Genomic DNA, 26,182 nt, shown 5'->3' with positions numbered 1-26,182 from the left:
GCATGCAGCCCTCTCGCCGCAGCCCCTGCACGCACTCTCCGTCACGCCTGTTTTTCTCGGGGGTGGTGCGTACGGAAGGTGACCGTCCCAGAGTGTGGAGGTGGGTGGACGAGATGCGGCCGGAGGTGTCACCATGGTCGGCGTGACCGACTGGCCGACCACCCCGCAGGCAGTGCGCAGGCTGCCGCGCGTGTTCTGGGTGTCGCGCCGCGGCCACCTCTTCGACGAGTGCTGTCGCTGACGAGGTCCCGCTGTCCGTCCGTGGCGCAGGCCCGGCGGCGGCATCCTTCGTCAGTCACCGGAGCCCTCGTTGTCCACCGTCCCACTTGAGCTCTATCTGCTCTCGCCGTCCGCACTGACCCGTACGGCCATCACGCGCAAGGTCAGCGCGCTCGCCGCCGACACCGACCGCTGGCTGCCACTGCTGCGCTATTCGACCGACCAGCGGTGGTACGCGCAGCTGGAGAGCAACCCGTTCTACGACGCCTGGCTGCTGTCGTGGACCCCCGGCCAGTCCACCGAGCTGCACGACCACGGCGGCTCGTCCGGCGCGTTCACCGTGCTCAGCGGCACGCTGCGCGAGGTCGTGGTGTCCGGCGGCCTGCCCCGCCACCTCGACCGGCCGGCCGGCGCGACGGTCAGCTTCGGACCGAAGTACGTGCACGACGTCGGCCACACCGGCGACGGTCCGGCGGCCAGCCTGCACGTCTATTCGCCGCCGCTGTCCCGGATGAACTACTACGCGGTCGAGAGCAACCAGCTCGTACGCACGCGCACCGAGCTCACCGACACGCCGGAAAAGGGCTGGGCCAAGCATCCGGCGCTGGTCTCATGACGCGCACCATCGCCGACGTGCTGGAAGACGCGCGGTCCGGACTCGCGCGGCTCACGCCGGAGCAGACCTTCGCCGCGGTCGCCGATGGCGCGGTGCTGGTCGACATCCGGCCGGCCGCGCAGCGCGCCCCTTCCGGCGAGGTGCCAGGTGCGCTGATCGTCGAGCGTAACGTGCTGGAGTGGCGCTTTGACCCGGCCAGCGACGCTCGCCTGCCGCAGGCGGTCGACCACGACGTGTTTGTCATTATTCTTTGCGAAGAAGGCTACACGTCGAGTCTGGCCGCCGCTGCCCTGCAGGATTTGGGGCTGCACAAGGCAACCGACGTGGCCGGTGGGTTCATCGCGTGGAAGGCCGCAGGGCTGCCTACGACACGCTGATCCCCGGCAGGGTTTTCAGCTCGCTCATCAGCATCGACGTGACCGACACCGGATATTGCGGCAGGGCAAAGAGTTTCCGGTCGCGGCCGGCGACCAGCCGCAGGCGTACGGGCGTGTCGCCGCGATGTGCGACCAGCACCTGGCGCAGCTCCTCGATCATGTTCTCGTCGACTTTCTCCGCCGCGGCAACGAGTTCGATCGGCCGTTGGCCGGCGTCCAGGGTGGTCACACTGTCGCCGAAAACCGACATGCGTTCCTCTCGCCAGTTGACCCGACCGCGTACGGCGACCGCGTTGTCCTCGACCAGCTCCGCCGAGTTGACAGCATAGGACTTCGGAAAGAACAGCACTTCGATGGCGGCGTCGAGATCCTCGACCGTACAGATGGCCCACGGCTCTCCTTTCTTGTTGACCCTCCGGTCCACCGCGGTGATCAGGCCGGCGACCGCGAGGTCACCTGATCTCGGTGGACTGTCGAGGATCGCGGCGATCGGCCTCGGGGCGTACGCGCGCAACATCGCTTCGGTGCCATCCAAAGGATGTGCCGACACATAGAGGCCGAGCATCTCTCGTTCGTACGCGAGCAACTGCTTTCGCGGATATTCCTCGTCGCCGACCGGCAACCGCAGGGAGTCGCCGAAAAGGTCAAACTGGCCGAGCGTCGCCTGTCGTTTCACCGGCACGACCGCGTCGACCGCGTCTTCGTGGATCCGCACCAAAGCGAGCCGGCGATGACCGAGCGAGTCGAACGCACCGGCCTTGATCAGCGACTCGACGGTCCGCTTGTTGCAGGTCACCACGTCGGCCTTGTCGAGGAAGTCGGAGAAGGAGGCGTATTTTCCTTTGCGCGTACGCGTGTCGATGATCGAGTCGACGACATTGGCGCCAACGTTACGGACCGCGCCGAGGCCGAAGCGGATGTCGTTGCTGACGGCGGCGAACCGTAGGCCGGACTCGTTGACGTCCGGTGGCAGCACGCGGATGCCGAGCCGGCGACACTCCGACAGATAGACCGCCGACTTGTCCTTGTTGTCGCCGACGCTGGTCAGCAGTGCGGCCATGTATTCGGCTGGATAGTTGGCTTTCAGATACGCCGTCCAATAGCCGACCAGCGCATAGCCGGCGGCATGCGACTTGTTGAATGCATAGCCGGCGAACGGCAGGATCGTGTCCCAGAGTGCGCGTACGGCCGCGTCGGAGAAGCCGTTGTCGCGCATGCCGGCGTGGAAGCCCTCGAACTCCTTTTCCAGCACCTCCTTCTTTTTCTTGCCCATCGCGCGGCGCAGGACGTCCGCGCGACCCATCGAATAGCCGGCGACCCGTTGCGCGACCAGCATGATCTGCTCCTGGTAGACGAGCAGGCCGTGCGTCTCGGCGAGGATGTCGGCCAGCGGCTCGGCCAGCTCCGGGTGGATCGGCACCACCGGCTGCCGGCCGTTTTTCCGGTCGGCGTAGTTGTTGTGCGTGTTCATCGCCATCGGCCCCGGCCGATACAACGCGTTCACCGCGATGATGTCGTCGAACCCGGTCGGCCCCATCCGCCGTAGCAGCTCGCGCATGGCCGTGCCGTCCAGCTGGAAGACGCCGAGACTTTCGCCGCGTGCCAGCAGTTCGTACGTCCGGCGGTCGTCCAGCGTCAACCGGTCGAGATCGATCTCCTCGCCACGGTTTTCCCTGACGTTGTCGATGGCGTCGCCGATCACCGTGAGGTTGCGCAGGCCGAGGAAATCCATCTTCAGCAGGCCGATGGCCTCGCAGGACGGATAGTCCCAGCCGGTGATGATCGCACCGTCGTCGCGCCGCCACAACGGAATGGTGTCGATCAGCGGCTCCGCGGACATGATGACCGCGCACGCATGCACGCCGGCATTGCGCACCAGTCCTTCCAAACCCCGAGCGGTGTCGAAGATTTTGGCGACATCGCGGTCGTTGTCGATGAGCGCTCGCACCTCGGCGGCCTCACCGTAACGCTCGTGAGACTTGTCGACAATGCCGGACAACGGAATGTCCTTGGCCGCGACCGGCGGCGGCAACGCCTTCGACATCCGGTCGGCGATCGCGAAACCCGACTGTCCATAGTGGACACGAGCGGCGTCCTTGATGGCCGCCTTGGTCTTGATCCGGCCGAAGGTGATGACCTGCGCGACCCGGTCTGATCCGTACTTTTCGGTGGCATAGCTGATCATCTCGGCGCGCCGACGGTCGTCGAAGTCCATGTCGATGTCGGGCATCGACACGCGCTCCGGATTGAGGAAGCGCTCGAACAGCAGGCCGAGCTCGAGCGGGTCGAGGTTGGTGATGCCGAGCGCGTACGCGACCAGCGAGCCGGCCGCCGAGCCACGGCCGGGACCGACTCGGATGCCCTGAGCGCGCGCGTGGCTCATCAGATCGGCGACGATCAGGAAATACGCGGCGAACCCGGTCTGCGCGATGATGCCGATCTCGAACTCCGCTCGCTGCGCGTACGCGGGCGGCACACCGTCCGGCAATCGCCATTTCAGGCCTTCGGCGACCTGGTGACGCAGCCAGCTCGTCTCGTCATGACCGTCCGGCACAATGACTTTCGGCATCCGGTCACGGTGTGCGTACACCTCGTCGTATGGCTGCACGCGCTCGGCGATCAGTAGGCTCGCGTCGGTCGCGCCAGGCACCTCGGTGTCCCAGATGTCGCGCATTTCGGCCGCCGACTTGAGAAAATAGCCGTCGCCGTCGAAGGCGAAGCGTTTCGGATCGTCGAGCGTCTTGCCGGACTGTACGCACAGCAGAGCGGCGTGCGCGGCCGACTGGTCTCTGGTCACATAATGCGAGTCGTTGGTCGCCAGCGGACGCAGGCCGAGCTTCCGGCCGACGTCCAGCAAGCCGCTGCGTACCGACCGCTCGATGGCCAGGCCGTGATCCATCAGCTCCAGGAAGTAGTTGTCCTGGCCGAAAATGTCGCGACAGTCGGCCGCCGCACGGAGCGCCTCCTCCGGCTGGCCGAGCCTCAACCGCGTCTGCACCTCGCCAGAAGGGCAGCCGGTGGTGGCGATGATGCCGGCCGCGTGCTGGCCGATCAGCTCGCGGTCCATCCGCGGCTTCCGGTAATAGCCGTCGATGCTGGCCAGCGACGACAGCCGGAACAGATTGCGCAGGCCGGTCGCGTTTTCGGCCAGCATGGTCAGGTGCGTGTATGCGCCGCCACCGGCCACGTCGTCACCGTCACCACTTCCCCACGCCACCGGCTTCTTGTGGAAGCGGCTGGCCGGCGCCACGTACGCCTCGATGCCGATGATCGGTTTGACCGCGGTTTTGCGTGCCTGCTGGAAAAACTCGTCGGCGCCAGACAGGTTGCCGTGGTCGGTCATGGCGATCGCCGGCATGCCGAGCCGCTCGGCCTCGGCCAGCAGCGGCGCGATCCGCGCCGCGCCGTCCAGCATCGAATACTCGGTGTGCACGTGCAGGTGCGCGTACGAGTCCACCGGTCACTCCATCCGGTTGTACGATCCTTTCCAGTCCGGACATTCGATCCCTTCGCTGGAACGCATGTCCAACAAGAGACACGCTGCGGTGGACAACCAGGAGTTGTGGATGGAGCTCGACCTCGGTGCCGTACGCGCCTTCGTGGCGATCGCCGACGACGGCTTTTTCGGCGACGCGGCCGACCGGCTCGGAGTCAGCCAGCAGGCGGTCTCGAAGCGGATCGGCAAGCTGGAGACCGATCTGGGCGCCGCGCTGCTGTTCCGGTCGCGGCACGGCACCTCGCTCACCGACGACGGCCGCGCGTTTCTCGGTCACGCGCGGACGCTGCTCGACCTGGCCGATCGCGCAATCGAGGTCATTCACGCGCGGAGGCGGCCGTTGCGGGTCGATGTGCTGAGCTCGCGGTCAGCACCGGCCGACATCGTCCGCCGCTTTCACGAGTCCACCGACGACCTGCCGGTCGACCTCGCGTTTTCCCACCGTGGCATGCGACACGCGCTGCCTGGTCTCGTCGACGGCACCGTCGACGCGGCGTTCGCGCGGCCGGTCGGTCCGCTCGACAAGGACCTGTTGGCCACGCCCGCTCTCCTCGACCCCATGCACCTGCTGGTCAGCCGCCGGCACCGGCTGGCCGGGCGGCGGCGCGTACGGATGGCGGAGCTGGCCGGCACGACCGTCTGGATCCCCGGCGCCGTCGACCCGGAAACCGAGTGGGCCGACTACTATCGCGCGTTCGAGCCGAAATTCGACATCAAGGTCGACACCACCGGGCCAAACTTCGGCTTCGACCATTACGTCGAGACGATCGCGAGAAGTCCCGACCGCTATTGCCTCGTCGGCCAGCGATCGCGCGTGCCGTGGAATCCGGACGTGGTGCAGATCCCGCTGGTCGATCCGGCTCCGGCATATCCGTGGACGGTGATCTGGCACACCCAGAACCGCCACCCCGACCTGGCGACTTTCGTCGCGTACGTGCGAGAAAACTACCGGTGGTCGGACGAGGTCTGGATCCCGGAGGCCGACCGCGGGTTTTTCAGCGGCTAGCCGACGGCAGGTCGAAAAACGACATCATGCCGGCCGCGAAGGCGATGTCGCCACGCAGTTTCAGCTTGCCGGTCATGAAAAGCATCGGCGGCGAGGCGTTTCTGGTGATGAGCTTGAGAAAGTCGGCCGGTGCGATGGTGATCGTGACGCGCGGATCGGTCGTACGACCGCGGCGCGCACTCGCCCTGCCGTCGCCGATGATCGCCTCATAGCGATCGTATCCGTCGTCCTCGGCGCGGCTGCCGGTGAGCCGGAAATGGACGACGCCGCTGGCCGAGCCGGCCCGGTCTGGCCGGAAATGTGCTTCCAGGCGGCGGAAGATCTCGTCGAGGATGCGTACGCGCAGCCGGTCGTGCGCCATCACCGACTCGATCTGCGCTTTGGACGCGAAGGTGATCAGGCCGGCGAAGATCTCCGGATCCAATGTGGACAGTTCGAGATCGGCGCCGGCGGCGGCCAGCCGGTCGATCTGGCTGAGCGCGCGTACGAAGTCGGCCCGGCCGAGCTTGCGCGGATCGATGCCGGTGGCCAGTGCGTTGAGGTCGAGCTGCCGGATGCGGTCGTCGTCCGGATCGAGCGTCTCCAGCAGGTCGACCAGCTCGGCCGGCGACAGGCCGGACAACGATTCCGAGTCCATCGCCGCAACTTACCCGGGAGTAGATAGCGGTGCAACCACGAAGATGCAGAACAGATGGCCGGACGGGTCGGCGTACACGCGCAGCGGCTCCTCCTCGTCGTCGGACTGGTCGTCGCGCAGACGCGCGCCGAGCGCGAGCGCGCGCTCGTGCTGCGCGTCCAGCTCCGCCTTCGACGGCACGGTCAGATCCAGGTGCATCTGCTGAGCGATGCCCGGCTCCGGCCAGGTGGTCGGCGCGAGCTCCGGCACCTGCTGGAACGCCAGCCGCGGCTGGCCGTCGTCATCGAGCAGGACGGCCCAGTCGTCGCCGTCGCCGGGCCGGAGGTGGAAACCGAGCAACTGCCGGTAAAACTCGGCCAGTGCTCGCGGATCGGTGGTGTCGAGCACGACCTGGCGCAGCCGCGGAGGCATCAGAGCAGCTGCCACGTGGTCACACAGGTGGCGGTCACCGCGACCAGCTCCGGTTCGAGGCTGAGGTTGCTCACGTCGACCGCCGGCGCGCCGCCGTACGCCGCCATCATCGCGTGATGGGTCTGCTCGTCGGTGAGTTTGAGCAGCGGACCCAGCTGCGCGCCGACCGCCGCCGCGTAACCTTCGGCGATGATCCGCGCGTCGGTCACCGCCGCGGCCTGCGCCTCGCGGCGCGCGTCGGTCGTCTCGGCCAGCAGCCAGTGCGGTCCGTCGAGGGTTGCCGGCTCGATCGCGGCGAGCTTGCCGACCAGGTCGGGCAGCTGCGCCAGGTCGCGGAACACCAGCACGTACTGCTGGCGCGCCACGCTGCCGACCCGGCGCCGGCGCTCCCAGCGCTCGTTGACCGACAGCTGCCGGCTCGCCACGCGTACGCCGACGGCCTGCACCAGCTGCTCGACATCGGCCAGCCTGGTGTTGAGGCCGCCGACCGCCTCGGCCCTGGTCGTCGCCGACGCCTCGAACGCCACGGTCAGCTGAGCCCGGTCGGCGATCCGCTCCACCTTGCCGGTCCCGGTCGTCACGATTTCCGCCATCCGGCCAGCCAACCGGTCCGTACGGCCCCCTGCAACCTGGACGGCCAAAAATGGTCCCTCCGAACCAGCCTCCTCGCCACCTACGACGAAACCGACGACGCAATCGGATTCCGATTGCGTCGTCGGGTCGGGACCTGAGCTGCGGGTTTGTCATAACAGGTGACAATCGGGCAAGGAGCCTGCGCGAGGGTCGGGGAAACTGTCGGCGGCGGCTGGCAGGCTCGGATTCGGGGGGCCAGAATTCAGCGGACGCGGAAGACCGGGGCCTTGGTGCGGAAGGGCAACGAGGCGCCGGCCGGGATGAGGAAGGCGTGTTCGCGGCGCACGCGTACGACGTCGCAGGCACCGTCGGTGATGATGAGGATCGGCCCGTCGGCGGGGAAGTCCGGCGCACGCTCCAGAAGTTGTACGCCAGGCTGCAGGATCGTCCCGCCGCGACCGCGCACGCGCACCCTGCCGGCGATCGACTCCACCGGCAGATAGCCGGCGTCGTATGCGACGGCGTCGCAGAAGACGACGCGCGCCGCCGGCACGTCGCGGCTGGTCGCGTACGAGGCGATCGCGCCGAGTGCCTTGCCGAGCAGTGTGGAGTCCATCGAGCCGGAAGTGTCCAGCACGACACCGAAAGTCGGCCGCTTCTCCAGCTGCTCGGGCCGCACGCGGCCAGGCCGCGGGATGTCCGGCGTGGACGCCTGGCGGCGCGAGGCACGCGCGTACGAGCGGACCGGCTCCGGTGGCCGGACGTGCTCGTCGAACCAGCGGGCCAGCCGCGCGTCCCAGTCCAGCGGCGGATGGTCGAGCGCGCGGATCTCCTCCTCCAGGCCGGCCGGCAACCTGCCGCGACCGGACTCGTGGTGATATTCCAGTCCTGCCGCCAAAGCACGCCGATAGAAGTCGTCCAGGCTGGTGCCCTTGACGCGACCGTCCCACGGCAACGCCGGCGCACGGCGAGACGATCGGCGGTCGGCCGCGGCCGGCGCGGACAGCCAGTCGCCGAGGATGTCACCGGCGGCGCGGCCACCGAAGGTCGTCAGCCTTCGCGCGCGCCGCAGGTCGGTGACCAGCGTGTCGTAGATGGATTCCGCTGACAGGCCGGCCAAGCTCTGGTCGTAAAGACAGTCCGGCGGCATGCTGCCGACGGCCATGTCGACCAGCCAGCCGTTGATGACATAGTCGCAGGCGACATTCCACAAGTAATGGTCGCGGCCATCGGCGCGGTCGCCGTGCCGGAGCGCGGCGTGCAACATTTCGTGCGCCAGCACGAAACGCCACTCGTCCGTCGACAGGCTCGCGTAAGGATTCACATAGATCTCGCCGAATTCGGCGTTCACGGCGGCGATCGAGATGTCCCACGCCTGCGCGAGGTCCACGTCGCTGACGATCGTCAGACCGGTCGCGACCGCGCCGAGCAGTGGATACGACGACACGAACCAGGCCAGCGCATGGTCCCACGCACGCATGGCCTTTCCGCGGACGACCTGACCCCGTGCCTCGGCCGCACTCTGCACCGCCGCGGTGATCGCGTCTGCCAGGCCAGCGGTGAAAAGATCCGGATACACCGGCCGTTTGAGCCACGGTTGGACCGGCCGCGGCTGATGAAAGTCGTCGGCGATCACCAGGCACGGACCGTCGCCACCGGTGCCACAGCTGCGAAACTCCGGCGGTATGCCGTCCTGGCGCCAGCTCGTACGCAGGCTTTCCTCGGTGCCGTCCGGAAAAGCCGGCAGCCAGACCAGCGGTTTGCCGACGCGTACGGAGGCGGCGAACCGGTTGGCCGCCACGCAACCCGCGGCCACGTACGCGGGATCGACTGTGCCGTCCGGCAAAATCGCGTCGGCCTCCAGCAACGTCTCGCGCTCGAGGTGACCGAGGCCGAGATGAAGCAGCAGATGCGTGAAAATCCACGCCCATTCGGCCGGCTCCACGTCGATTTCGGTGTTCTGGTGGACACACCCGGAGGTGTCCACGACCGCGTACGTGCCACCCATCGAACCGGCGTCGCTCGCCGGCACGCTCTCGGCCAGCCGGCCGAGGGCCGGATGTCCGTAGACGATCCGCCAGCCACCCTGCAGCGCAGCCAGCCGGCGCTCCTTGCGTTTGTTGGCCGCGGCCTGCCGGCTCACGACCCGGACCGCGCCGCGACCAGCCGCGGCAGGTCACGCGCCGCCTCCAGCAGAAACCACGACGGCAGCGACGGCGAGCCGTCGTCGTTGTTGGCGATCGCCAGTTGCGCGATCTCCAACGAGATCTCCGCCAGCTCGACCAGCAAACCCTTGGCGCGGAAGGCAAACTTTCGGGCCGCCGGAGAGGCGTGCCGCTTGTCGGCCGGCAGCTCGCGGGCCAGCCGCGCGCGAAACGTCTCGGCCAGGAAATAGAGCAGGTCGCGGTCGGCCGGCGCGGCCGGCCAGCGCGCGTCGCCTTTCAGGATCGCGTCGAAGTCGTACGCGTGCCGCACTGTCTTGAGATAGGCCCGAAAAGCCGACGCGTGCGCCGCCGTCAGCGTGCCATATCCGAGCATGCCGATCACCTCGTCGGACACGTCCGGACCGTACGAGTGCAGGGTGTCCGAGAGCATGTGCCACGACCGCGGGGTGGAAAACGGCTCCTCGGTTTTGGGCGGAGCGCTCCACAGATGATCCGGTCGTTGCGTCAGATAGTCGACGACCCACGGATGGATCCCGTTGTTGGCGGCCCAAACCAGCCAGTCGGCGGCGTCGGCGCGCAGATGTACGTGGACAAGCCGATTGAGCAAGGCCGAAGCCATCGGCCGGGCCAGCGCCTGGTCGGTCGCCCGGTTGCCGGCGCCGACCACCACCGAACCCGCCGGCAGTTCGTACGATCCGATCCGGCGGTCAAGGATCAGCGAATAAAACGCCTTCTGCACATCCGGTGCGGCGGCGTTGAGCTCGTCCAGGAAAAGACAGTATGGCTCCTCGCGAGCGATCTGCTCCGGCGGACAGAAACGGCTTTTCCCGTCGACGATCTGCGGCACGCCGATCAGGTCTTCCGGCGCCAGCTGGGTGCCGAGCAACGAAACGCAGTCGAGGTTGAGCGAGGCGGCGAACTGGCGCACCATCGACGACTTGCCGATGCCAGGCGCGCCCCAGAGGAAAACCGGCCGCACGACAGCCACGTTCAACAGGACCTCCGGCAGTTGTGCCGGAGTGACTGTCATGACGGACTGCACGGCTTTGCCTTCTCCTTCCTGGACGCGGTCATGTCTCCATGGTCGCGCATCCAGGCAAGTTCATTTCCGGCTGAGCGGATTGGGCAGCACCTCGTACGGCTCCTCGATCAGCTGTGTGTCGACCGAGTAGTTGTCGAAGGCGTTCTTCGGCAACCGGCCGGCCAGCAGCCGGAAGGCGTGCGGTTTGTCGATGCGCACCGGGAAAACCGTGAGCGTTCCGTCCGGTTTGATGCGCAGCCGCAGGAAGTTCTTGTACGTCGGCAACCGCATCGCACAGAACAGCTCGTTGTGGTTGGCACCGAAAGCGGTCGCGGTCAGCAGATAGACCGCGCAAACCGCCAGGCCGGCCAGATATCCGGCGATCACCATCCAGGCCAGATATCCGGTGACGAACAGCGGACCTGACGAGTGCGGGGCCACCAGGTTGACGAACCACTGATAAAGGCCTTGTACGGCGAAAAACGCGGCCGCCTGGACAATGGCGTGGCCGATCGTCAACACCAACCGGATCGTCAGTCTTTGGTGCGTCGGCACCGAATAACAGGCGATCAACAGGATCGCCACGATGATCCAGACACCGGGCGACGTGCTCAGCGCGGCGGCGAACTCCAGCGCGCCGTACGCCGGACCCGCGCCGGGTCTGGCCGGCGGGCATCCGGCCGAGGTCGGTGGACACAGCGGCGCGATCCTGGCCAGCACCTCACCGAAACCGACCTGGAACGCCGCCGCGGCGCGCAGCGCGTGACCTTCGACGAGCGTGGCGATCAGGTAGATGCCGCAGAAAAACAGGCCGAGCGGCCAGTTGGTGAACATCCGCCAGAGCACCTGGACGCTCAGCTTCCGCGACGTCCCACGATCTGGATAGGTGTGCACGAGGTGAGCAGTCTCGGCGCCGGGTGGTGCCGTCCGCTCCGCCTCGGTCACCGTGGCCGTCCACTGTGGACGGCGTTTGCGCATCCGGCGCAACGAGCCGGACAGGTCGAGTTTCGCCCAGAAGCGCCACAAGTCGTGGGTCGCCAGCAGATACGCGCCACCGCCGCCGGCGGTCACGTACTGCACCTGCTCGTCCGGTTTCCGCGCGTCGTCCACGTATCGGCTGTAATGGTGCAGATCCCCGGAGACGCACAGCCGCAGCCGTCCGCCACTGCACACCTGGTCGCGGAAAAATCGCAGCACCGAGAGGCTTTCCTGGTCGCCGTCCTGCGCCGCGGTCACCCAGAACGGCGACGGCAGCACCAGGATCACGCTGTCCCGCGGACCGATCTCCGGCGCCACCACGGTCGCGAAGAAATCGCGTTGCGCGATGTCGAGCCGGCCGTCCAGCGCGGTGTCGGCGCCGAGGACCCACCAGCCGTGCGGCAGCCGGCGAGCGAAATACGAGTGGCGCTGGTTCATGGTGCGCGCGCCGAGCCAGTGACCCGGACTGAACAGCTCGCTGAACGCGTCCAGGCCGTCATACCAGTCGTGGTTTCCCGGAATCGCCAGCACTTCCAGGTTGGCGTCGACCTGGTCGCAGTGCTCGGCCAGCGCGTACGGCCGGAGCGTACGGTCCAGATACTGAGTCTGCGACGGCGTCGGATAGACCTCGTCGCCGCCGAGCACCAGCAGCTGGCCGCGCGGACAGTCGGTGTCGGCGAGCCGCAGCGACGGCTCGGCCAGCGCGTACGCGACGGCGTAGGTGGCGTCGAAACCGTCGCCGATGTCGGCGGCGAAATCCATCCAGTAGGGCTCGTCGCCGGCCTTGACCGGCGGCTCCTCCCAGTGATCGGCCGGCGGAAAAAGCGCGGCCTGGGTGACTCTGCGGTCGGAATATCCGCGCATCAGCGCGGTCATCCCGGCCGCGAAGCCGGACTTGGCCAACACGATCGGGTCGGCCCACGACACTGGCGCGCGCGGACGGAACTCCGGCGCGATCTCCTCCACGGATCGGGACGGCACGGGTTCATCGTGCCATCCCGGCGCACGCGATGATGGACGGATGACCGAGCGCTACACACCGGGGTGGGGGACGCGGTCCGTCTCGTTCATGGCGGACCGGCGGCTGGAGACCCACGGCCAGTTCTTCCTGCCACACCTCACACCGGGCCTGCGCGTCCTCGACCTCGGCTGCGGACCGGGCACGATCACCGTCGGCATCGGGTCGGCGGTGAGCCCCGGCTCGGTGGTCGGGGTCGACGCCGGCGCCGAGGCGCGGACCGTCGGAAACGTCCGGTTCGTGCGGGCAAACGCGTACGAGCTGCCGTTTGAGGACGGCTCCTTCGACCGCGTGTTCTCGCATGCGTTGCTCGAGCACCTGTCCGAGCCGCAGCGCGTGATCGCGGAGGCATCACGCGTGCTCGCGCGCGGTGGAGTGATCGGCGTCTGCTGTCCGGCGTGGGACGGTTTCCTGCTGGCGCCGCCGTCGGAGTCGGTGGACGCGGCGATCCTGGCATACCAGAACCTGCAGGCCGCCAATGGTGGCGATCCGCGGGCCGGCCGCAAGCTCGGTGTGCTGCTCGCGGCCGCCGGCTTTGTGGACGTACGGCTGGATGCCCGCTACGAGCGCTATGTGGACGCCGGCCGGATCGCCGAATACCTGGCCGAGCAGCTGCCGGCCGAGCCGGCGGCGGCGTTGCTCGCCTGGTCCGCCGACCCGGCCGCGATGTTCGCTCAGGCCTGGGTGTGCGCGACCGCCCGCAAACCCTGAGCTACTTGCGGGTGAGGATGACGACGGGGATGTCGCGGTCGGTCTTCTTCTGGTAGTTGGCGTAATCCGGCCAGATCTCCACCAGCCCCGGCCAGAGACGCTCCTTCTCCTCGGCGGTGGCCGTACGCGCGGTGGCTTCGAAGACGTCCGAGCCGACCTGCAGCTCGACATCCGGATTCGCGACGAGGTTCTCGTACCAGAGCGGGTTTTTCGGCGCACCGCCCTTGGACGCGACGAGCAGATAGTCGTCGCCGTCCTTGCCGTAGATCAACGCGGTGCGGCGCTTGGTGCCGGTCTTGCGGCCGACCACGGTCAGGAGCAGCGTCGGGACGCCGCGCCAGTCGTGACCTTCCTTGCCGTCACTCTCGACATACTGCTTGATGTGGTCTGCCACCCAGCCGGTGGGGCTGTCGACGACTTGCTCCGCCATGAACGCCAAGTCCCTTCTGAGCGTTGGTCTGTCCAGGTGACAACGCCGGGGCCTACCGCTTTATGCCGGCACCGCGAGACAATAAGTTACGGAACGTAACGCAGCCATAGAGAGGACCGCCGATGACCGAGCCAGTGACGCAGGAGCAGCTGCTGCAGGACCCGCATCCGATCTACGCGCGGCTGCGCTCCACGGCACCGGTCAGCCGGCTCCAGCTGATGATGACCGACACCACCGCCTGGCTGGTCACCTCGTACGCGGAGGCCCGTGAGGCCTTCACGCACTCGGACCTGTCCCGCGACCAGATGCGGCACAACCAGGACACCTGGCTGGAGGAGCGCGTACGCACCGCGATGAACTCGCACATGCTCAACGCCGACCCGCCGGACCACACGCGGCTGCGCCGGCTGGTCACCAAGGTATTCACCATGCGGCGGATCAACTCACTGGAGCCGCGGATCACCGAGATCGCCGACGGCCTGCTGGACCGGGTGGCGACCGGCGAGCCGGTCGACCTCATCGACGCGTACGCGTTTCCGCTGCCGATGCAGGTGATCTGCGAGCTGCTCGGCGTGCCGGGCGACGACCGCGACGACTTCCGCGCGTGGTCCAACATCGTGCTGGCCGGTGCCTTCGCCGGGCCGGAGAAGATGCAGGAAGCCGCGCGCGCCATGATCGCGTACATCCGGCGGCTGCTGGCGGCCAAGCGCGAGTCGCCGGCCGACGACCTGCTTTCGGACCTGGTCCAGGTGCGCGACGAAGACGACACGCTCTCCGAGGACGAGCTGATCGCGATGGTGTTCCTGCTGCTCGTGGCCGGTCACGAGACGACCGTCAACCTGATCGGCAACGGCCTCTACCAGCTGCTGCTGCATCCGGACCAACTGGCGCGGCTGCGCGCCGATCGGTCGCTGGTGCCGTCGGCGGTCGAGGAGATCCTGCGCTATGAAGGGCCGTTGCGGATGGCGCTGCCGCGCTTCGCGGTGGACGACTTCGAGCTCGGCGGCCAGCAGATCCACATGGGCGACATGGTGTTCATCTCGACGCTGGCGGCCAACCGCGACAGCGAACAGTTCGAGGACGCGGAGACCTTCGACGTCGGACGTGAGCGCGGCCCGCACGTCGCCTTCGGCCACGGCCTGCATTTCTGCCTCGGCGCGCCGCTCGCGCGGCTGGAAGGCCGGATCGCCTTCGACCGGCTGCTCGACCACTTCGGCGACATCGCCTTCGCCGCCGACCCGGACACGCTCACCTGGCGGCCGAGCGGACTGCTGCGCGGACTTCAGAAGCTGCCGGTGATGGTCACACCGGCAGCCACTGGCTGAGGTCGGCCCGGTTTCCGCTGGCCGACACCTTTCCGGCGTCCTTTGCGTCGGCGAACGTACGGCGGCCGAGGGCGAGCTGGAGCCAGGTCAGCGGATCGGTCTCGACGACGTTCGGCGGGGTCCCCCTGGTGTGCCGGGGACCCTCGCCGCACTGCACGGCACCGTACGGCGGCACGCGTACCTCCACCGCGTGTCCCGGCGCCTTCTCCGCGAGCACGGCGAGCAGGTGGCGGGTGGCGCGGCGCTGGAGATCCCGGTCCGGCGTTTCGCCACGGTCGAACGCGGCGGCCACCTCGGCCGCTGATTCAGGGTCGAGGCGGCGGCGCGGTGGCATCCGGTCAGGATATCGAGGGGACCCTCGGTAATAAATCCGTAAAGGCGGTCGGCGATGCTGGTGGCACCGAACGGAAGGGACGAAGGACATGCGTACTTTCAAGCTGCAGGCCCAGGTCACCATCGACGGCTTCATGGGCGGACCGGACGGCGAGATGGACTGGCTGACCTTCGACTGGTCGCCGGACCTCAAGGCTCACGTCGGCGCGATGACCGAGGCGGCCGACCTGATGGTGCTCGGCCGCAACCTCGCCGACGGCTTCATCCCGGCCTGGGAGGCCCGGCCGGCCGGCGAGTCCGACAAGGCCATCGACTGGATGATCGACACGCCGAAGGTGATCGTCTCGACCACTCTCACCGAGCCGCCGCGGCCGAACACCACGATCGCGACCGACGTGGTCGCGACGGTCAAGGAGCTGAAGGCGCGGGACGGCGGCGACATCATCACCTACGGCGGCGCGACGCTCGTACACGCGCTGATCGCCAACGACCTGCTGGACGAGCTGCACCTCTTCGTCAACCCGGTCGCGATCGGCAAGGGGTTGCCGGTCTTCCCCGGCGCGGAGGCGGCGCAGCGGTTCGAGCTGCTGTCGGCGAAGGCCTTCGAGTGTGGGGTCGCCGAGCTGGTCTACGCGCCGAAGCGCTGAGCGAAGCCTCCGCAGGGACTGCGCCTAATGCGCTTTCTTGTGGCGTGGCTTCTTCTGGCGGCTGTCCTTGCTGGAGCGCGTGGTCGGTGTCGGGCGGGCGTCGCGGCGCGGGCCGTGTGAGCCGCGGCTGATCCGCAGCTGGCGGCTGCCGATCCTGGCCGTACCGAGGCGGCGCAGCGTCTCCGGCGACAGGCCGGCCGGCAGGTCGACCAGGCTGTGGTCGGCGTGGATCTCGATCCGGCCGATCTGGTTGCCGCTCAACCCGGTCTCACCGGTGATCGCGCCGACGATGTTGCCTGGCTTGACCCGATGCGTGTGGCCGATGGCGATCCGGTAGGTCTCGGTGTCGCCTGCCGCAGGCCGGTCCGGTCGCGGCGCCTGCGCCGGCTCCTCGTCCTCGGCCAGCAGCAGCGGCGCGTCGCCGTGCACCATCCGTGCCAGCGCCGCGGCGATCCGGACCGGGGACACCTCCTGCTCGGCCTGGTAGGACTCGATCAGCGCCTCGTACGCGGACAGGTCCTCGGCCCGCAGCACCTCGGTGATCCGCTTGGCGAACTTGGCCTGCCGGCTCGCGTTGACCTCGGCGACGGTCGGCAGCGCCATCTGCTCCAGCGGCTGCCGGGTCGTCCGCTCGATCGAGCGCAGCATGTGCCGCTCGCGCTGCGCGACGAACAGGATCGCCTCTCCGGAGCGGCCGGCGCGGCCGGTGCGACCGATGCGGTGCACGTAGGACTCGGTGTCGTGCGGGATGTCGTAGTTGAGCACGTGGCTGATCCGGTCGACGTCCAGACCGCGCGCGGCCACGTCGGTGGCGACCAGGATGTCGAGGCGGCCGTCCCGCAGCGACGCGATGGTCTGCTCACGTACCGGCTGCGACATGTCGCCGTTGATCGCCGACGCGGCGAAGCCACGGGTGCGCAGCTTGGCGGCCAGGTCCTCAGTCGCCTGCTTGGTGCGGACGAAGACGATCATGCCGTCGTACGGCTCGACCTCCAGGATGCGCGTCAACGCGTCCAGCTTGTGCATCCGGTTGACCATCCAGAACCGCTGGCGCGTGGTGGTCACCGTGGACGTGCGGCTCTTGATCGCGATGTCGGCGGGGTCGTTGAGGTGCTCGGCGGCGATCTTGCGGATGGCCGGCGGCATGGTGGCCGAGAACAGCGCCACCTGGCGGGTCGGCGGGGTCGCCGCCATGACCTTCTCGACGTCCTCGGCGAAGCCCATCCGGAGCATCTCGTCGGCCTCGTCCAGGACCAGGCACTCCAGGCCGGACAGGTCGAGCGAACCGCGCTCCATATGGTCCATCACGCGGCCGGGAGTGCCGACCACGACGTGTACGCCCTTGCGCAGGCCGGCGAGCTGCGGCGGATACGGCGCGCCGCCGTAGATCGGCAGCACGCTGAATCCCGGCAGCTGGGCCGCGTACTTGCCGAAGGCCTCGGCGACCTGGATAGCCAGCTCGCGGGTCGGGGTGAGGACCAGCGCGAGCGGCGCGCAGCGGCCGGCGCGCTCGCCGGCCAGCCGGGTCAGGATCGGCAGCGCGAAGGCGGCCGTCTTGCCGGTGCCGGTCTGGGCCAGACCGAGTACGTCACGGCCGGCCAGCATCGGCGCGATGGTGGCGGCCTGGATCGGCGTCGGCGTCTGGTAACCGATGCCGGCGAGCGCCTCGACGACCTGTGGATGCAGGCCGAAGTCGGCAAAGGACGGCCCGGTGGCGAGATCGTCGGGGACCGTGTCGGGCACAGCGATGTCTAACTCAGAAACAGCGGAAGGCATGCACTTTCCATACGGAATGCGCCTCGAGAACGACTGCTCCGAGGCGCGAGCGGAATGAACGGACAGTTTAGCCTGGTCAGCCACGAAATCGTGAATCCGGTCGCCGGACTCGCCACAGATTCGCGGTCTCCGCATCCCGTCGTGCATTGCGTGTTCCGCATCTGCTGTCGCTGTTGCAGCCAATCAGCCCCACTACTTTCGCACAAGCGGGACCCGATTGTCACAGCGGCCGGTGTTGTCGCTGGTCACATCCGAAATGGTCGGATGGCCACCATGCGTGCATTCAGCGCACGCATGGTGGCCATGCGACCACCTAGCCGAAGAGCCGGGCGAGCGTCGAGCGGTGTGCGGTGGCGAGCTCGTCGAGCGTGACGCGGAACTGGTCCTCGACCACCAGCTCGGCCGTGCCGGCGGTCACCTGGCCGATCTCGGTCAGCGCCACGCCGTGCGCGTCGGCCAGCGAACGCAGCTCCGCCAGCCTGTCAGCTGACACGGACACCAGCGCGCGGTGAGCCGACTCGGAGAACAGCGATACGAACGCCGGCTGGCCGGCCGGCAGCGTCACCGACGCACCGCGACCGTGCCGCAGCATCGACTCGACCAGCGCGACCGCCAGGCCGCCGTCGGACAGGTCGTGCGCCGACGACACCAGGCCGGCGGCGCCGATCAGCACCTCACCGAGCGCCTGCTCGGCGGCCAGGTCGACGGCCGGCGGCTTGCCACCGAGGTGGCCGTGCGCGACCCAGGCCCACTCGGAGCCGTCCAGCTCCTCGCGCGTCTCGCCGAGCAGCACCAGCCGGTCGCCGTCGTCGCGGAACCCCATGGGCGTACGCCGCGTCACGTCGTCGATCAGGCCGAGCACGCCGACCACCGGGGTCGGATGGATCGCGGTCGACCCGGTCTGGTTGTAGAAGCTGACGTTGCCTCCGGTCACCGGCGTGCCGAGCCGCTGGCAGGCGTCGGCGATGCCGGTCACCGCCTGGGAGAACTGCCACATGACGGCCGGGTCCTCCGGGCTGCCGAAGTTGAGGCAGTCGGTGATGGCGATCGGCCGCGCGCCGGTGGCGGCGACGTTCCGGTATGCCTCCGCGTACGCGAGCTGTGCGCCGACATACGGGTCGAGCGCGCAATAGCGGCCGTTGCCGTCGGTCGCGATGGCGATGCCGAGGTTGGACTGCTCGTCGAGCCGGATCATGCCGGCGTCCTCCGGCTGGCACAGCACGGAGTTGCCCTGCACATAGCTGTCGTATTGCTCGACGATCCACCGCTTGTCGGCCACGTTGGCGCTGGCCAGCAGCTTGAGCAGGGTCGAGCGCAGCTCGGCTCCGGTCTCCGGCCGCGGCAGTACGCTCGCCGGGTCGGCCTGCCGGATGGCGAAGTCGGCCGGACGCTCCAGCGGCCGCTGGTAGACCGGACCGTCGTCGGCCAGGCTGCCCGGCGGCACGTCGACCACGGTCTGGCCGTGCCAGCTGATCACCAGCCGGTCGCCGTCGGTCACCTCGCCGATCGCGGTCGCCAGCACACCCCACTTCTCGGCCAGCGCCAACACCTCGCCGAGGTTGTCCGGCGTGACGATGGCCAGCATCCGCTCCTGCGACTCGCTGGCCAGGATCTCGTGCGGCTCCATGCTCGGCTCGCGCAGTGGTACGCGCTCCAGGTAGACCCGCATGCCCGACTTGCCCATCGCGGCCGTCTCGGTGGTCGCGCAGGTCAGGCCGGCGCCGCCGAGGTCCTGGATGCCGGTGACCAGCTTGCGGTCGTAGAGCTCCAGGCACGACTCGATCAGCAGCTTCTCGGCGAACGGGTCGCCGACCTGTACGCTCGGCCGGCGCGCTGGACCGTCGTCGTCGAAGGTCGCACTCGCCAGCACGCTCACGCCGCCGATGCCGTCGCGGCCGGTCTTGGCGCCCAGCAGCACGACGATGTTGCCGACGCCGGTGGCCGCCGACAGCTGGATCCGGTCGACCGGCATGACCCCGACGCACAGCGCGTTGACCAGCGGATTTCCCTGGTAGCACGGATCGAAGACGACCTCGCCGCCGATGTTGGGCAGGCCGAGGCAGTTGCCATAGCCACCGACGCCGGCCACGACGCCGGGCAGCACGCGCGCGGTGTCCGGATGGTCGGGAGCACCGAAGCGCAGCGAGTCCATCACCGCGATCGGCCGAGCCCCCATCGTCAGGATGTCGCGGACGATCCCGCCGACGCCGGTCGCGGCACCCTGGTAGGGCTCGACGTAGCTGGGATGGTTGTGGCTCTCGATCTTGAAGGTCACCGCCAGGTCGTCGCTGACCCGTACGACGCCGGCGTTCTCCCCCATGCCGACCAGCATCCGGTCGGTTTTCGGGGCTTTCTCGCCAAACTGGCGCAGGTGCACCTTGGACGACTTGTAGGAGCAGTGTTCGCTCCACATGACCGAATACATCGCCAGCTCGGTCTGGGTCGGCCGGCGGCCGAGGATCTCCCGGATCTGGCCGTACTCGTCGGACTTGAGGCCGAGCTCCGCGTACGGCTGGGCGAGCTCGGGGGTGGACTCGGCGGTGCCGACCGTGTCGACGTTCACGCGGCGACCAACTTTCGCAGCACTGAGGTGAAAAGTCCGAGCCCGTCGACCGAGGCGCCGGTCAGCTCCTCGACCGCGTGCTCCGGATGCGGCATCATGCCGACGACGTTGCCGGCGGCGTTGCACACGCCAGCGATGTCGCGCATCGAACCGTTCGGATTTTCGCCGGTGTAACGGAAAACGACCTGTCCACGGGCCTCCAGCTCGTCGAGCGTACGCTCGTCGGCGACGAACCGGCCGTCGATGTTCTTGATCGGGATGACGACCCGCTGGCCCGGCTGGAAGTCGCCGGTCCAGGCGGTCTCGGTGTTCTCCACCGTCATCGGCTGCGCGCGGTTGCGGAAGTGCAGGTGCGCGTTGCGGGTCAGCGCGCCGGGCAGCAGGTGCGACTCGCAGAGCACCTGGAATCCGTTGCAGATCCCCATCACCGGCAGGCCGTCGCGGGCGCCGGCGATGATCGACTCCATGATCGGCGCGAACCGGGCGATCGCACCGGCGCGCAGATAGTCGCCGTACGAGAAGCCGCCCGGCAGCACGACCGCGTCGACGTCCCCGAGGCTGGTGTCGGCGTGCCACAGCGACACCGGCTCGCCGCCGGCCAGCCGTACGGCCCGTGCCGCGTCCCGGTCGTCCAGCGAGCCGGGGAAGGTGACGACGCCGATGCGGGTGCTCATGCCGGCGTCTCCACCCGCACGTCGAAGTCCTCGATGACCGGGTTGGCCAGCAGCGTGCCGGCGGCCTGCCGCACCTCGTCGAGGCGAGCGTCGGTCAGCTCACCGTCGACCTCCAGCTCGAAGCGCTTGCCCTGGCGTACCGCGGTGATCGAGTCGAAGCCCAGCCGGGACAGCGCGGCCACCACGGCCTGTCCCTGCGGGTCGAGGATTTCCGGTTTCAGCATGACGTCGACGACGACGCGGGCCACGGCCACTCCTATGAAAAGGCGAACTCCCTGGTCAAGCCTAGCGACGGAAAATTTCCCGACTCGTGCCGGGTACGGCCAGGTCGCTTGTCTCACCGGGCCGGGTTTGTGAGAATCCGGTGCCGCCTACTGACCGAAAACCGGGGACGCCGATGCGATCTGCGTTGTCATCTGGACTGTTGCGCCTCTTTGTGGGGATTGTGACCCTTGCCGGGCTCGCCGTCGCCAGCCCGCCGACGTACGCGGCGACCGACATCGCCGACCAACTCAAACAACTGCCAGGGGTCGTGTCGGTCAAGGAGCAGCCGACCCAGGCGCCGTACCGCTTCTTCCAGCTGGTCTTCCGCCAGCTCGTTGACCACAACAACCCGCGCAAAGGCACCTTCGAGCAGCGGGTCGGGTTGATGCACCGCGACGTCAGCGCGCCGATGGTGATGTACACGACCGGCTACAACTACCGCGGCATCCCGTTCCGCAGTGAGCCGACGCAGATCGTCAACGGCAACCAGATCGACGTGGAATACCGCTTCTTCACGCCGTCGCGGCCGCAGCCGGCCGACTGGACCAAGCTGAACATCTGGCAGGCGGCCACCGACCAGCACGTGATCGTGCAGTCGCTCAAGAAGCTCTACCACGCACGCTGGCTGTCGACCGGCGGCAGCAAAGGCGGCATGACCGCCACCTACCACCGCCGCTTCTATCCCAACGACGTGTACGGCACCATCCCGTACGTCGCGCCGAACGACGTCATCGATCCGATCGACGTCTACAACCAGTTCCTCGACAACGTCGGCACCGATCCGGCGTGCCGGAGCAACCTGCAGCGGATCCAGCGCGAGACGCTGCAGCGGCGGCCGGAGTTCCTGAAGATCGCGCAGGACGCGGTCAACCGCGACCACCTGACCTTCGACATCGTCGGCTCGCTGGACCACTCGCTCGAGCTGTCGGTGATCGACTCGTACTTCGCCTTCTGGCAATACCAGAAGCAGGCCAACTGCGCGGACATCCCGCCGGCCGGCGCTCCGGCGCAGACGATCTACGACTGGTACGAGGTCGTGGACAGCCTGACGTCGTACAGCGACCAGGCGCTGGAGGGCTTCGTCCCGTACTACTACCAGGCCGGCACGCAGCTCGGCTCGCCGGAAGCAGACGAGCGCTATCTGAAGGGCCTGCTGCACTACCCCGGCACCGACGTGCCGCGTTCGTTCGTGCCGCGGTCGATCAAGATGCACTTCGACTATTTCGCGATGCCCGACATCGACGCGTGGGTCCGCTATCAGGGGCAGCGGCTGCTGTACGTCTACGGACAGAACGACCCGTGGAGCGCCGAGCCGTTCCGGCTTGGTCCCGGCACGCGCGACTCGTACGTCTACTACGTGGCCGGCGGCAACCACGGCTCGAAGATCAACATGTTGACCGCCGGCGAGGCGGCCGCCGCGACCGCGACGATCCAGCGCTGGGCCGGCGTCACGCCGACTCCGCAGCTGCGCCGCTCGACCGCGCTGCCGTCGATCGACAGCCTGCCTGAGCCGACCCTCCCGCCGCGCCTCTAGGTGTACCCGGCCAGGACGTTGCTGCTTTCAGCGGGCGGCGGCGATGTCGGTGCGGAACTGTGCGCCGGGGAACGAGATCGCCTCGACCGTCTGGTACGCGGCGACGCGCGCGGCGGCCACGTCGGAGCCGAGGCCGACGACGGACAGTACGCGCCCGCCAGCGGTGACCAACGCGCCGTCGTCGTCGCGTGCCGTGCCAGCGTGCAGCACGCCGTCGGCGTCGGCGCCCGTGATGACGTCACCGCTGCGGGACGACGCCGGATAGCCGGCGGACGCCATCACGACCGTCACCGCGGCACCATCGCGCCACCGCAGCGACTCGTATGACCCCAGCGCACCGGTCGCGGCGGCGTGCAGCAGAGCGCCGAGCGGCGTCTCCAGCAACGCGAGCACGGACTGTGTCTCCGGATCCCCGAACCGGCAGTTGAACTCCACGACGCGCGGACCGGCCGAGGTCAACGCCAGGCCGACGTACAACAGGCCGGCAAACGGCGTTTCGCGGGCGGCCATCGCCGCGAGCGTCGGACGTACGACCGTCTCCATCACGCTCGGCACGGTGTCGGCCGGCAGCCACGGCAGCGGCGCGTACGCACCCATGCCGCCGGTGTTGGGTCCGGTGTCGCCGTCGCCGATCCGCTTGAAGTCGTGCGCCGGCAGCAGCGGCAGCGCGGCTTCGCCGTCTGTCACCACGAAAAGCGACATCTCCGGACCGTCCAGGAACTCCTCGACGATCACGCGTTCGCAGGAAGCCGCGTGCGCGAGAGCCGCCTCGCGGTCGGAGGTGACGACCACGCCTTTGCCGGCGGCCAGGCCGTCGTCCTTCACCACGTACGGCGCGCCGAACTCTTCGAGCGCGGCGGCCGTCTCCTCTGGAGTCGTACACACTCGCGCGGCGGCGGTCGGCACTCCGGCGGCCGCCATGATGTCCTTGGCGAAGGCTTTGGAGCCCTCGATCCGGGCGGCCGCGGCGGTCGGCCCGAAGCAGGCGATGCCGGCGGCGCGTACGTCGTCGGCCACGCCGGCGACCAGCGGCACCTCCGGACCGACCACCACCAGGTCGGCGCCGAAGTCCTTGGCCACCGCCACCGGGTCGGTGAGCGGCATGACCTGGCAGGTGGCCGCGATGCCGGCGTTGCCGGGGGCACAGCCGACCGCGGTCACGCCGGGGTCGCGCAGCAGGGCCGCGCACAGAGCGTGTTCGCGGGCTCCGGATCCGATCACAAGTACGCGCACCCGCCGACGATATCCAAGCCGCGCCGACCAGCCGTAACGTGTCCGGGTTCACACAACTGGGGAATCGTGTTCGCTGGCGATAACCGATTTTCGCTGCGTTAATTACCCGGACGGCCCCGGTCCTGATCGACGGATGTCGCCCGCAGTTTCCCGTCCCTTCCACCAGGACAGGTCTGATCGTCTCGTGAGCACAGGCCACAGCCACAGTGCGGTGTCGCCGGTCGTCCCGCTGGTCATCGGCCATCGCGGCAGCTGTGGCTATCGACCGGAGAACACGCTCGTCTCGTTCGCTTTGGCGGTCGAGCTCGGTGCCGACTTCGTCGAGATGGACGTCGTGCCGACCGCGGATGGCACGCTGGTCGTACGCCATGACGGCGAGCTGTCCAGGACAACCGATGTCCAGTCGCGGCCGGAGTTCGCGAACCGGCGACGCACCGCGACGGTCGACGGACGCGAGCTGACCGGCTGGTTCACCGAGGACTTCACGGTCGCCGAGATCAGGACGCTGCGGGCGGTCGAGCGGCACGCCGGCGTGCGGCGGCACAGTGCGCGCTACGACGGCCAGCCGGTGCCGACCTTCGCCGAGACGCTGGCCTGGCTGGCGCGGCTGGCCGACGACGCCGGCCGGCCGATCGGCGTCTACGTCGAGCCGAAGCATCCGACCTACTACCGGTCGATCGGCCTCGCGCCGGAGCGGCCGCTGATCGCCGACCTGCGAGCGGCCGGTCGCGCGCACCGCGAGTCCCCGACCTTCGTGCAGTCCTTCGAGGTCGACAGCCTGCACCGGGTCGCCGAGCTGGCCGACGTACGCCGCGTGCAGCTGATGGACGCCTGGGGCGCGCCAGCCGACCGGCCGAGCACGCCGTACGCGCAGATGGTGACGCCAGCGGGGCTGCGGGAGATCGCCGCCTATGCGGTCGGCATCGGGCCAGACCGCGGCATGGTGCTCAACGCCGACGGCTCACCGACGCCGCTGGTCGAGGACGCGCACGCCGCCGGTCTTTTCGTGCATCCATACACTTTCCGCGACGAAAACGCCTTCCTGGCGGCGGCCAACCGGCGCGGCGACGACCCGTCGGCGCGTGGTGACGGCGTGGCCGAGTGCGAGGCGTATCTGCGCGCCGGCGTCGACGGCGTCTTCACCGACTTCGTCGACTCGGCGATCGCGGCGCGATCGGCCTGGCTGCGCGAAAAACGCGTCGCGGCCGTTTAGCCGAGCAGCAACGCGGCCGCTTCGTCGGCGCATCCCCACGACTGCAGGACGCCGCTGCCGTCGTGGCCGTAGTTGTGCACGATTTTGGTGCTGCCGCGCACTTCCGCCTCCAGCCGCACGGACGGCCGGCACGGCCGTAGACCCGCGCGATGGCCCATCACCTTCGCGTCGGCAAACCGCGGCTCGATCTCGACGCAGCGGCGCAGAATGCCGGCCGCGATCTCCGGTGACGGCGCCGGATCCCAGTCGCCTTCGACGCGTACGCCACCGAGCAGCACATGTTTTCCGTAGGTGTGCCAGCCGGCGTTTTCCGGCCGGCCGGTGATGCCGAGGAAAAACCCGTCCAGGCCGGGATTTTCCACCACGACGTGCTGGCCCTTGACCGGCCGTACGCTCGGATCGCCGGCGAGTTTTCGTGCGCCGACACCGGAACAGTTGACCACCAGCTCCGCGTCAAGTTCCAGCGTCTCGACCATCCGCTGCTCGATTTTGCCGCCGTCGCCGGTGAAACGGGTGACGAGATAGTCGAGATAGACGGGCAGGTCGACCAGCGGCACACGCATCCACATGCCGTCGTGGTAGCCGGCTGGCAGCTCTTCCGGTTTGGCCGCGCGGATGAGCATCGACTCGTCGGCCAGCGGTGGCGGACCACCGACCTTCGCCGTCACGGCACCAAGGCCGGTTTCCAGCCGTACGCCGGTTTCCGGGCCGGCGATACGCCGCAACTCGGCGACGGTGGCCATTTCCCAGGTCGCCGTCGGGCTCTGGAAAACCGGTCCGCACATGCCGGTCGCGGCCGCCGAGGTGGTGTCGGCGGTCAGCTCGGCGGTGCGGATCCGTACGGTGGCGCCGGCCTCCTGGAGGCGTATCGCGGTGGTCAGGCCGATCACCCCGGCGCCGACCACGATCACGTCTGGGTTGCTCATGGTGCCCGACCGTAGCGGTGCCGGCGCGACGACTCT

The 26,182-nt window shown here is 68.6% G+C and carries 24 protein-coding genes; 9 read left to right on the top strand and 15 right to left on the bottom strand.

The window, feature by feature from the left end; genetic code table 11:
• Nucleotides 1–100 precede the first annotated feature (100 nt).
• The 3 genes from GNX95_RS39610 to GNX95_RS39600 all read left to right on the top strand — a co-directional run bounded on the left by GNX95_RS39610 (nt 101) and on the right by GNX95_RS39600 (nt 1,212).
• Complete coding sequence (locus GNX95_RS39610) at nt 101–241, top strand: hypothetical protein (RefSeq protein ID WP_163513075.1); 141 nt, start codon at nt 101–103, stop codon at nt 239–241.
• A 69-nt stretch (nt 242–310) separates the two neighbouring features.
• A complete protein-coding gene (locus tag GNX95_RS39605; RefSeq protein WP_163513073.1) occupies nt 311–835 on the top strand; it encodes a cysteine dioxygenase in 525 nt (174 codons plus the stop codon).
• Nucleotides 832–1,212 carry a rhodanese-like domain-containing protein gene (locus tag GNX95_RS39600; protein ID WP_163513071.1) on the top strand — a complete coding sequence of 127 codons (381 nt, stop codon included), beginning with the start codon at nt 832–834 and terminating at the stop codon, nt 1,210–1,212. The genes GNX95_RS39605 and GNX95_RS39600 overlap by 4 nt, the downstream gene beginning before the upstream one ends.
• On the opposite strand, the gene dnaE is transcribed toward GNX95_RS39600, so the two are convergent.
• On the bottom strand, nt 1,199–4,627 hold the full coding sequence (gene dnaE / locus GNX95_RS39595; protein WP_246281959.1) for a DNA polymerase III subunit alpha: 3,429 nt from the start codon (nt 4,625–4,627) through the stop codon (nt 1,199–1,201). The two genes, GNX95_RS39600 and dnaE, sit on opposite strands and share 14 nt — an antisense overlap.
• A 106-nt stretch (nt 4,628–4,733) precedes the next feature.
• Here dnaE and GNX95_RS39590 point away from each other — a divergent pair, with 106 nt between their 5' ends.
• The gene (locus GNX95_RS39590) at nt 4,734–5,714 is read left to right on the top strand and encodes a LysR family transcriptional regulator (RefSeq protein ID WP_222854288.1); all 981 of its coding nucleotides are present in this window, start codon (nt 4,734–4,736) and stop codon (nt 5,712–5,714) included.
• Here GNX95_RS39590 and GNX95_RS39585 read toward each other — a convergent pair.
• From GNX95_RS39585 to GNX95_RS39560, 6 genes are all read right to left on the bottom strand, one after another.
• On the bottom strand, nt 5,704–6,351 hold the full coding sequence (locus tag GNX95_RS39585) for an SCP2 sterol-binding domain-containing protein (protein WP_163513068.1): 648 nt from the start codon (nt 6,349–6,351) through the stop codon (nt 5,704–5,706). The genes GNX95_RS39590 and GNX95_RS39585 overlap by 11 nt on opposite strands.
• A 9-nt stretch (nt 6,352–6,360) precedes the next feature.
• Nucleotides 6,361–6,762, bottom strand: a complete 402-nt coding sequence (locus GNX95_RS39580) for a VOC family protein (protein WP_163513066.1) — start codon at nt 6,760–6,762, stop codon at nt 6,361–6,363.
• A complete protein-coding gene (locus tag GNX95_RS39575; protein WP_163513064.1) occupies nt 6,762–7,355 on the bottom strand; it encodes an SIMPL domain-containing protein in 594 nt (197 codons plus the stop codon). The genes GNX95_RS39580 and GNX95_RS39575 overlap by 1 nt, the downstream gene beginning before the upstream one ends.
• Before the next feature lie 242 nt (nt 7,356–7,597).
• Nucleotides 7,598–9,478, bottom strand: a complete 1,881-nt coding sequence (locus GNX95_RS39570; protein WP_222854287.1) for a vWA domain-containing protein — start codon at nt 9,476–9,478, stop codon at nt 7,598–7,600.
• Nucleotides 9,475–10,530, bottom strand: a complete 1,056-nt coding sequence (locus tag GNX95_RS39565) for an AAA family ATPase (RefSeq protein WP_222854286.1) — start codon at nt 10,528–10,530, stop codon at nt 9,475–9,477. Before GNX95_RS39565 ends, GNX95_RS39570 begins: the two co-directional genes overlap by 4 nt.
• A gap of 72 nt (nt 10,531–10,602) precedes the next feature.
• Nucleotides 10,603–12,480, bottom strand: a complete 1,878-nt coding sequence (locus tag GNX95_RS39560; protein ID WP_163513060.1) for a metallophosphoesterase family protein — start codon at nt 12,478–12,480, stop codon at nt 10,603–10,605.
• 40 nt (nt 12,481–12,520) lie between these two features.
• Between GNX95_RS39560 and GNX95_RS39555 the strand changes: the two genes are divergently transcribed.
• The gene (locus GNX95_RS39555) at nt 12,521–13,228 is read left to right on the top strand and encodes a methyltransferase domain-containing protein (RefSeq protein ID WP_163513058.1); all 708 of its coding nucleotides are present in this window, start codon (nt 12,521–12,523) and stop codon (nt 13,226–13,228) included.
• A gap of 1 nt (nt 13,229) precedes the next feature.
• Here GNX95_RS39555 and GNX95_RS39550 read toward each other — a convergent pair whose 3' ends face one another.
• Nucleotides 13,230–13,658 (bottom strand): nitroreductase family deazaflavin-dependent oxidoreductase, encoded by a 429-nt coding sequence (locus GNX95_RS39550; RefSeq protein WP_163513056.1) that lies wholly within the window; start codon nt 13,656–13,658, stop codon nt 13,230–13,232.
• Nucleotides 13,659–13,780: 122 nt separating this feature from the next.
• On the opposite strand from GNX95_RS39550, the gene GNX95_RS39545 reads away from it, so the two are divergent.
• A complete protein-coding gene (locus GNX95_RS39545; protein WP_163513054.1) occupies nt 13,781–14,983 on the top strand; it encodes a cytochrome P450 family protein in 1,203 nt (400 codons plus the stop codon).
• Here the strand turns inward: GNX95_RS39545 and GNX95_RS39540 are convergent.
• On the bottom strand, nt 14,961–15,317 hold the full coding sequence (locus GNX95_RS39540) for a sterol carrier family protein (RefSeq protein WP_163513052.1): 357 nt from the start codon (nt 15,315–15,317) through the stop codon (nt 14,961–14,963). The two genes, GNX95_RS39545 and GNX95_RS39540, sit on opposite strands and share 23 nt — an antisense overlap.
• Before the next feature lie 88 nt (nt 15,318–15,405).
• Here GNX95_RS39540 and GNX95_RS39535 point away from each other — a divergent pair, with 88 nt between their 5' ends.
• Nucleotides 15,406–15,963, top strand: a complete 558-nt coding sequence (locus GNX95_RS39535; RefSeq protein WP_163513051.1) for a dihydrofolate reductase family protein — start codon at nt 15,406–15,408, stop codon at nt 15,961–15,963.
• Between the two features lie 24 nt (nt 15,964–15,987).
• Here GNX95_RS39535 and GNX95_RS39530 read toward each other — a convergent pair whose 3' ends face one another.
• The 4 genes from GNX95_RS39530 to purS all read right to left on the bottom strand — a co-directional run bounded on the left by GNX95_RS39530 (nt 15,988) and on the right by purS (nt 21,224).
• A complete protein-coding gene (locus tag GNX95_RS39530; RefSeq protein ID WP_163513049.1) occupies nt 15,988–17,739 on the bottom strand; it encodes a DEAD/DEAH box helicase in 1,752 nt (583 codons plus the stop codon).
• A gap of 313 nt (nt 17,740–18,052) precedes the next feature.
• Nucleotides 18,053–20,302: a phosphoribosylformylglycinamidine synthase subunit PurL gene (purL, locus tag GNX95_RS39525; protein ID WP_163513047.1), complete on the bottom strand. Its 2,250-nt coding sequence runs from the start codon at nt 20,300–20,302 to the stop codon at nt 18,053–18,055.
• A complete protein-coding gene (gene purQ, locus GNX95_RS39520) occupies nt 20,299–20,976 on the bottom strand; it encodes a phosphoribosylformylglycinamidine synthase subunit PurQ (RefSeq protein WP_163513045.1) in 678 nt (225 codons plus the stop codon). Before purQ ends, purL begins: the two co-directional genes overlap by 4 nt.
• Nucleotides 20,973–21,224 (bottom strand): phosphoribosylformylglycinamidine synthase subunit PurS, encoded by a 252-nt coding sequence (purS, locus tag GNX95_RS39515; RefSeq protein ID WP_163513043.1) that lies wholly within the window; start codon nt 21,222–21,224, stop codon nt 20,973–20,975. The genes purQ and purS overlap by 4 nt, the downstream gene beginning before the upstream one ends.
• A 188-nt stretch (nt 21,225–21,412) precedes the next feature.
• Here purS and GNX95_RS39510 point away from each other — a divergent pair, with 188 nt between their 5' ends.
• The gene (locus GNX95_RS39510; protein WP_222854285.1) at nt 21,413–22,774 is read left to right on the top strand and encodes a S28 family serine protease; all 1,362 of its coding nucleotides are present in this window, start codon (nt 21,413–21,415) and stop codon (nt 22,772–22,774) included.
• A gap of 27 nt (nt 22,775–22,801) precedes the next feature.
• Here GNX95_RS39510 and purD read toward each other — a convergent pair whose 3' ends face one another.
• Nucleotides 22,802–24,007 carry a phosphoribosylamine--glycine ligase gene (gene purD, locus GNX95_RS39505; protein ID WP_163513039.1) on the bottom strand — a complete coding sequence of 402 codons (1,206 nt, stop codon included), beginning with the start codon at nt 24,005–24,007 and terminating at the stop codon, nt 22,802–22,804.
• Between the two features lie 184 nt (nt 24,008–24,191).
• Here purD and GNX95_RS39500 point away from each other — a divergent pair, with 184 nt between their 5' ends.
• Nucleotides 24,192–25,220 (top strand): glycerophosphodiester phosphodiesterase family protein, encoded by a 1,029-nt coding sequence (locus GNX95_RS39500; protein ID WP_222854284.1) that lies wholly within the window; start codon nt 24,192–24,194, stop codon nt 25,218–25,220.
• Here GNX95_RS39500 and GNX95_RS39495 read toward each other — a convergent pair.
• Nucleotides 25,217–26,146 (bottom strand): FAD-dependent oxidoreductase, encoded by a 930-nt coding sequence (locus GNX95_RS39495; RefSeq protein WP_163513035.1) that lies wholly within the window; start codon nt 26,144–26,146, stop codon nt 25,217–25,219. The genes GNX95_RS39500 and GNX95_RS39495 overlap by 4 nt on opposite strands.
• Nucleotides 26,147–26,182 lie beyond the last annotated feature (36 nt).

Source organism: Fodinicola acaciae, assembly GCF_010993745.1.
Classification (GTDB): domain Bacteria; phylum Actinomycetota; class Actinomycetes; order Mycobacteriales; family HKI-0501; genus Fodinicola; species Fodinicola acaciae.
This window is presented reverse-complemented; position numbering and strand designations above follow the sequence as displayed.

Bases quoted from the DNA above. Each gene is read 5' to 3' on its own strand.
- GNX95_RS39590 (WP_222854288.1), top strand. From the start codon at position 4,734: ATGTCCAACAAGAGACACGCTGCGGTGGACAACCAGGAGTTGTGGATG.
- GNX95_RS39535 (WP_163513051.1), top strand. From the start codon at position 15,406: ATGCGTACTTTCAAGCTGCAGGCCCAGGTCACCATCGACGGCTTCATG.
- GNX95_RS39545 (WP_163513054.1), top strand. From the start codon at position 13,781: ATGACCGAGCCAGTGACGCAGGAGCAGCTGCTGCAGGACCCGCATCCG.
- GNX95_RS39550 (WP_163513056.1), bottom strand. From the start codon at position 13,658: ATGGCGGAGCAAGTCGTCGACAGCCCCACCGGCTGGGTGGCAGACCAC.
- GNX95_RS39555 (WP_163513058.1), top strand. From the start codon at position 12,521: ATGACCGAGCGCTACACACCGGGGTGGGGGACGCGGTCCGTCTCGTTC.
- purQ (WP_163513045.1), bottom strand. From the start codon at position 20,976: ATGAGCACCCGCATCGGCGTCGTCACCTTCCCCGGCTCGCTGGACGAC.
- GNX95_RS39585 (WP_163513068.1), bottom strand. From the start codon at position 6,351: ATGGACTCGGAATCGTTGTCCGGCCTGTCGCCGGCCGAGCTGGTCGAC.
- GNX95_RS39530 (WP_163513049.1), bottom strand. From the start codon at position 17,739: ATGCCTTCCGCTGTTTCTGAGTTAGACATCGCTGTGCCCGACACGGTC.
- GNX95_RS39575 (WP_163513064.1), bottom strand. From the start codon at position 7,355: ATGGCGGAAATCGTGACGACCGGGACCGGCAAGGTGGAGCGGATCGCC.
- dnaE (WP_246281959.1), bottom strand. From the start codon at position 4,627: ATGCTGGACGGCGCGGCGCGGATCGCGCCGCTGCTGGCCGAGGCCGAG.
- GNX95_RS39540 (WP_163513052.1), bottom strand. From the start codon at position 15,317: ATGCCACCGCGCCGCCGCCTCGACCCTGAATCAGCGGCCGAGGTGGCC.
- GNX95_RS39495 (WP_163513035.1), bottom strand. From the start codon at position 26,146: ATGAGCAACCCAGACGTGATCGTGGTCGGCGCCGGGGTGATCGGCCTG.
- GNX95_RS39600 (WP_163513071.1), top strand. From the start codon at position 832: ATGACGCGCACCATCGCCGACGTGCTGGAAGACGCGCGGTCCGGACTC.
- GNX95_RS39565 (WP_222854286.1), bottom strand. From the start codon at position 10,530: ATGACAGTCACTCCGGCACAACTGCCGGAGGTCCTGTTGAACGTGGCT.
- GNX95_RS39580 (WP_163513066.1), bottom strand. From the start codon at position 6,762: ATGCCTCCGCGGCTGCGCCAGGTCGTGCTCGACACCACCGATCCGCGA.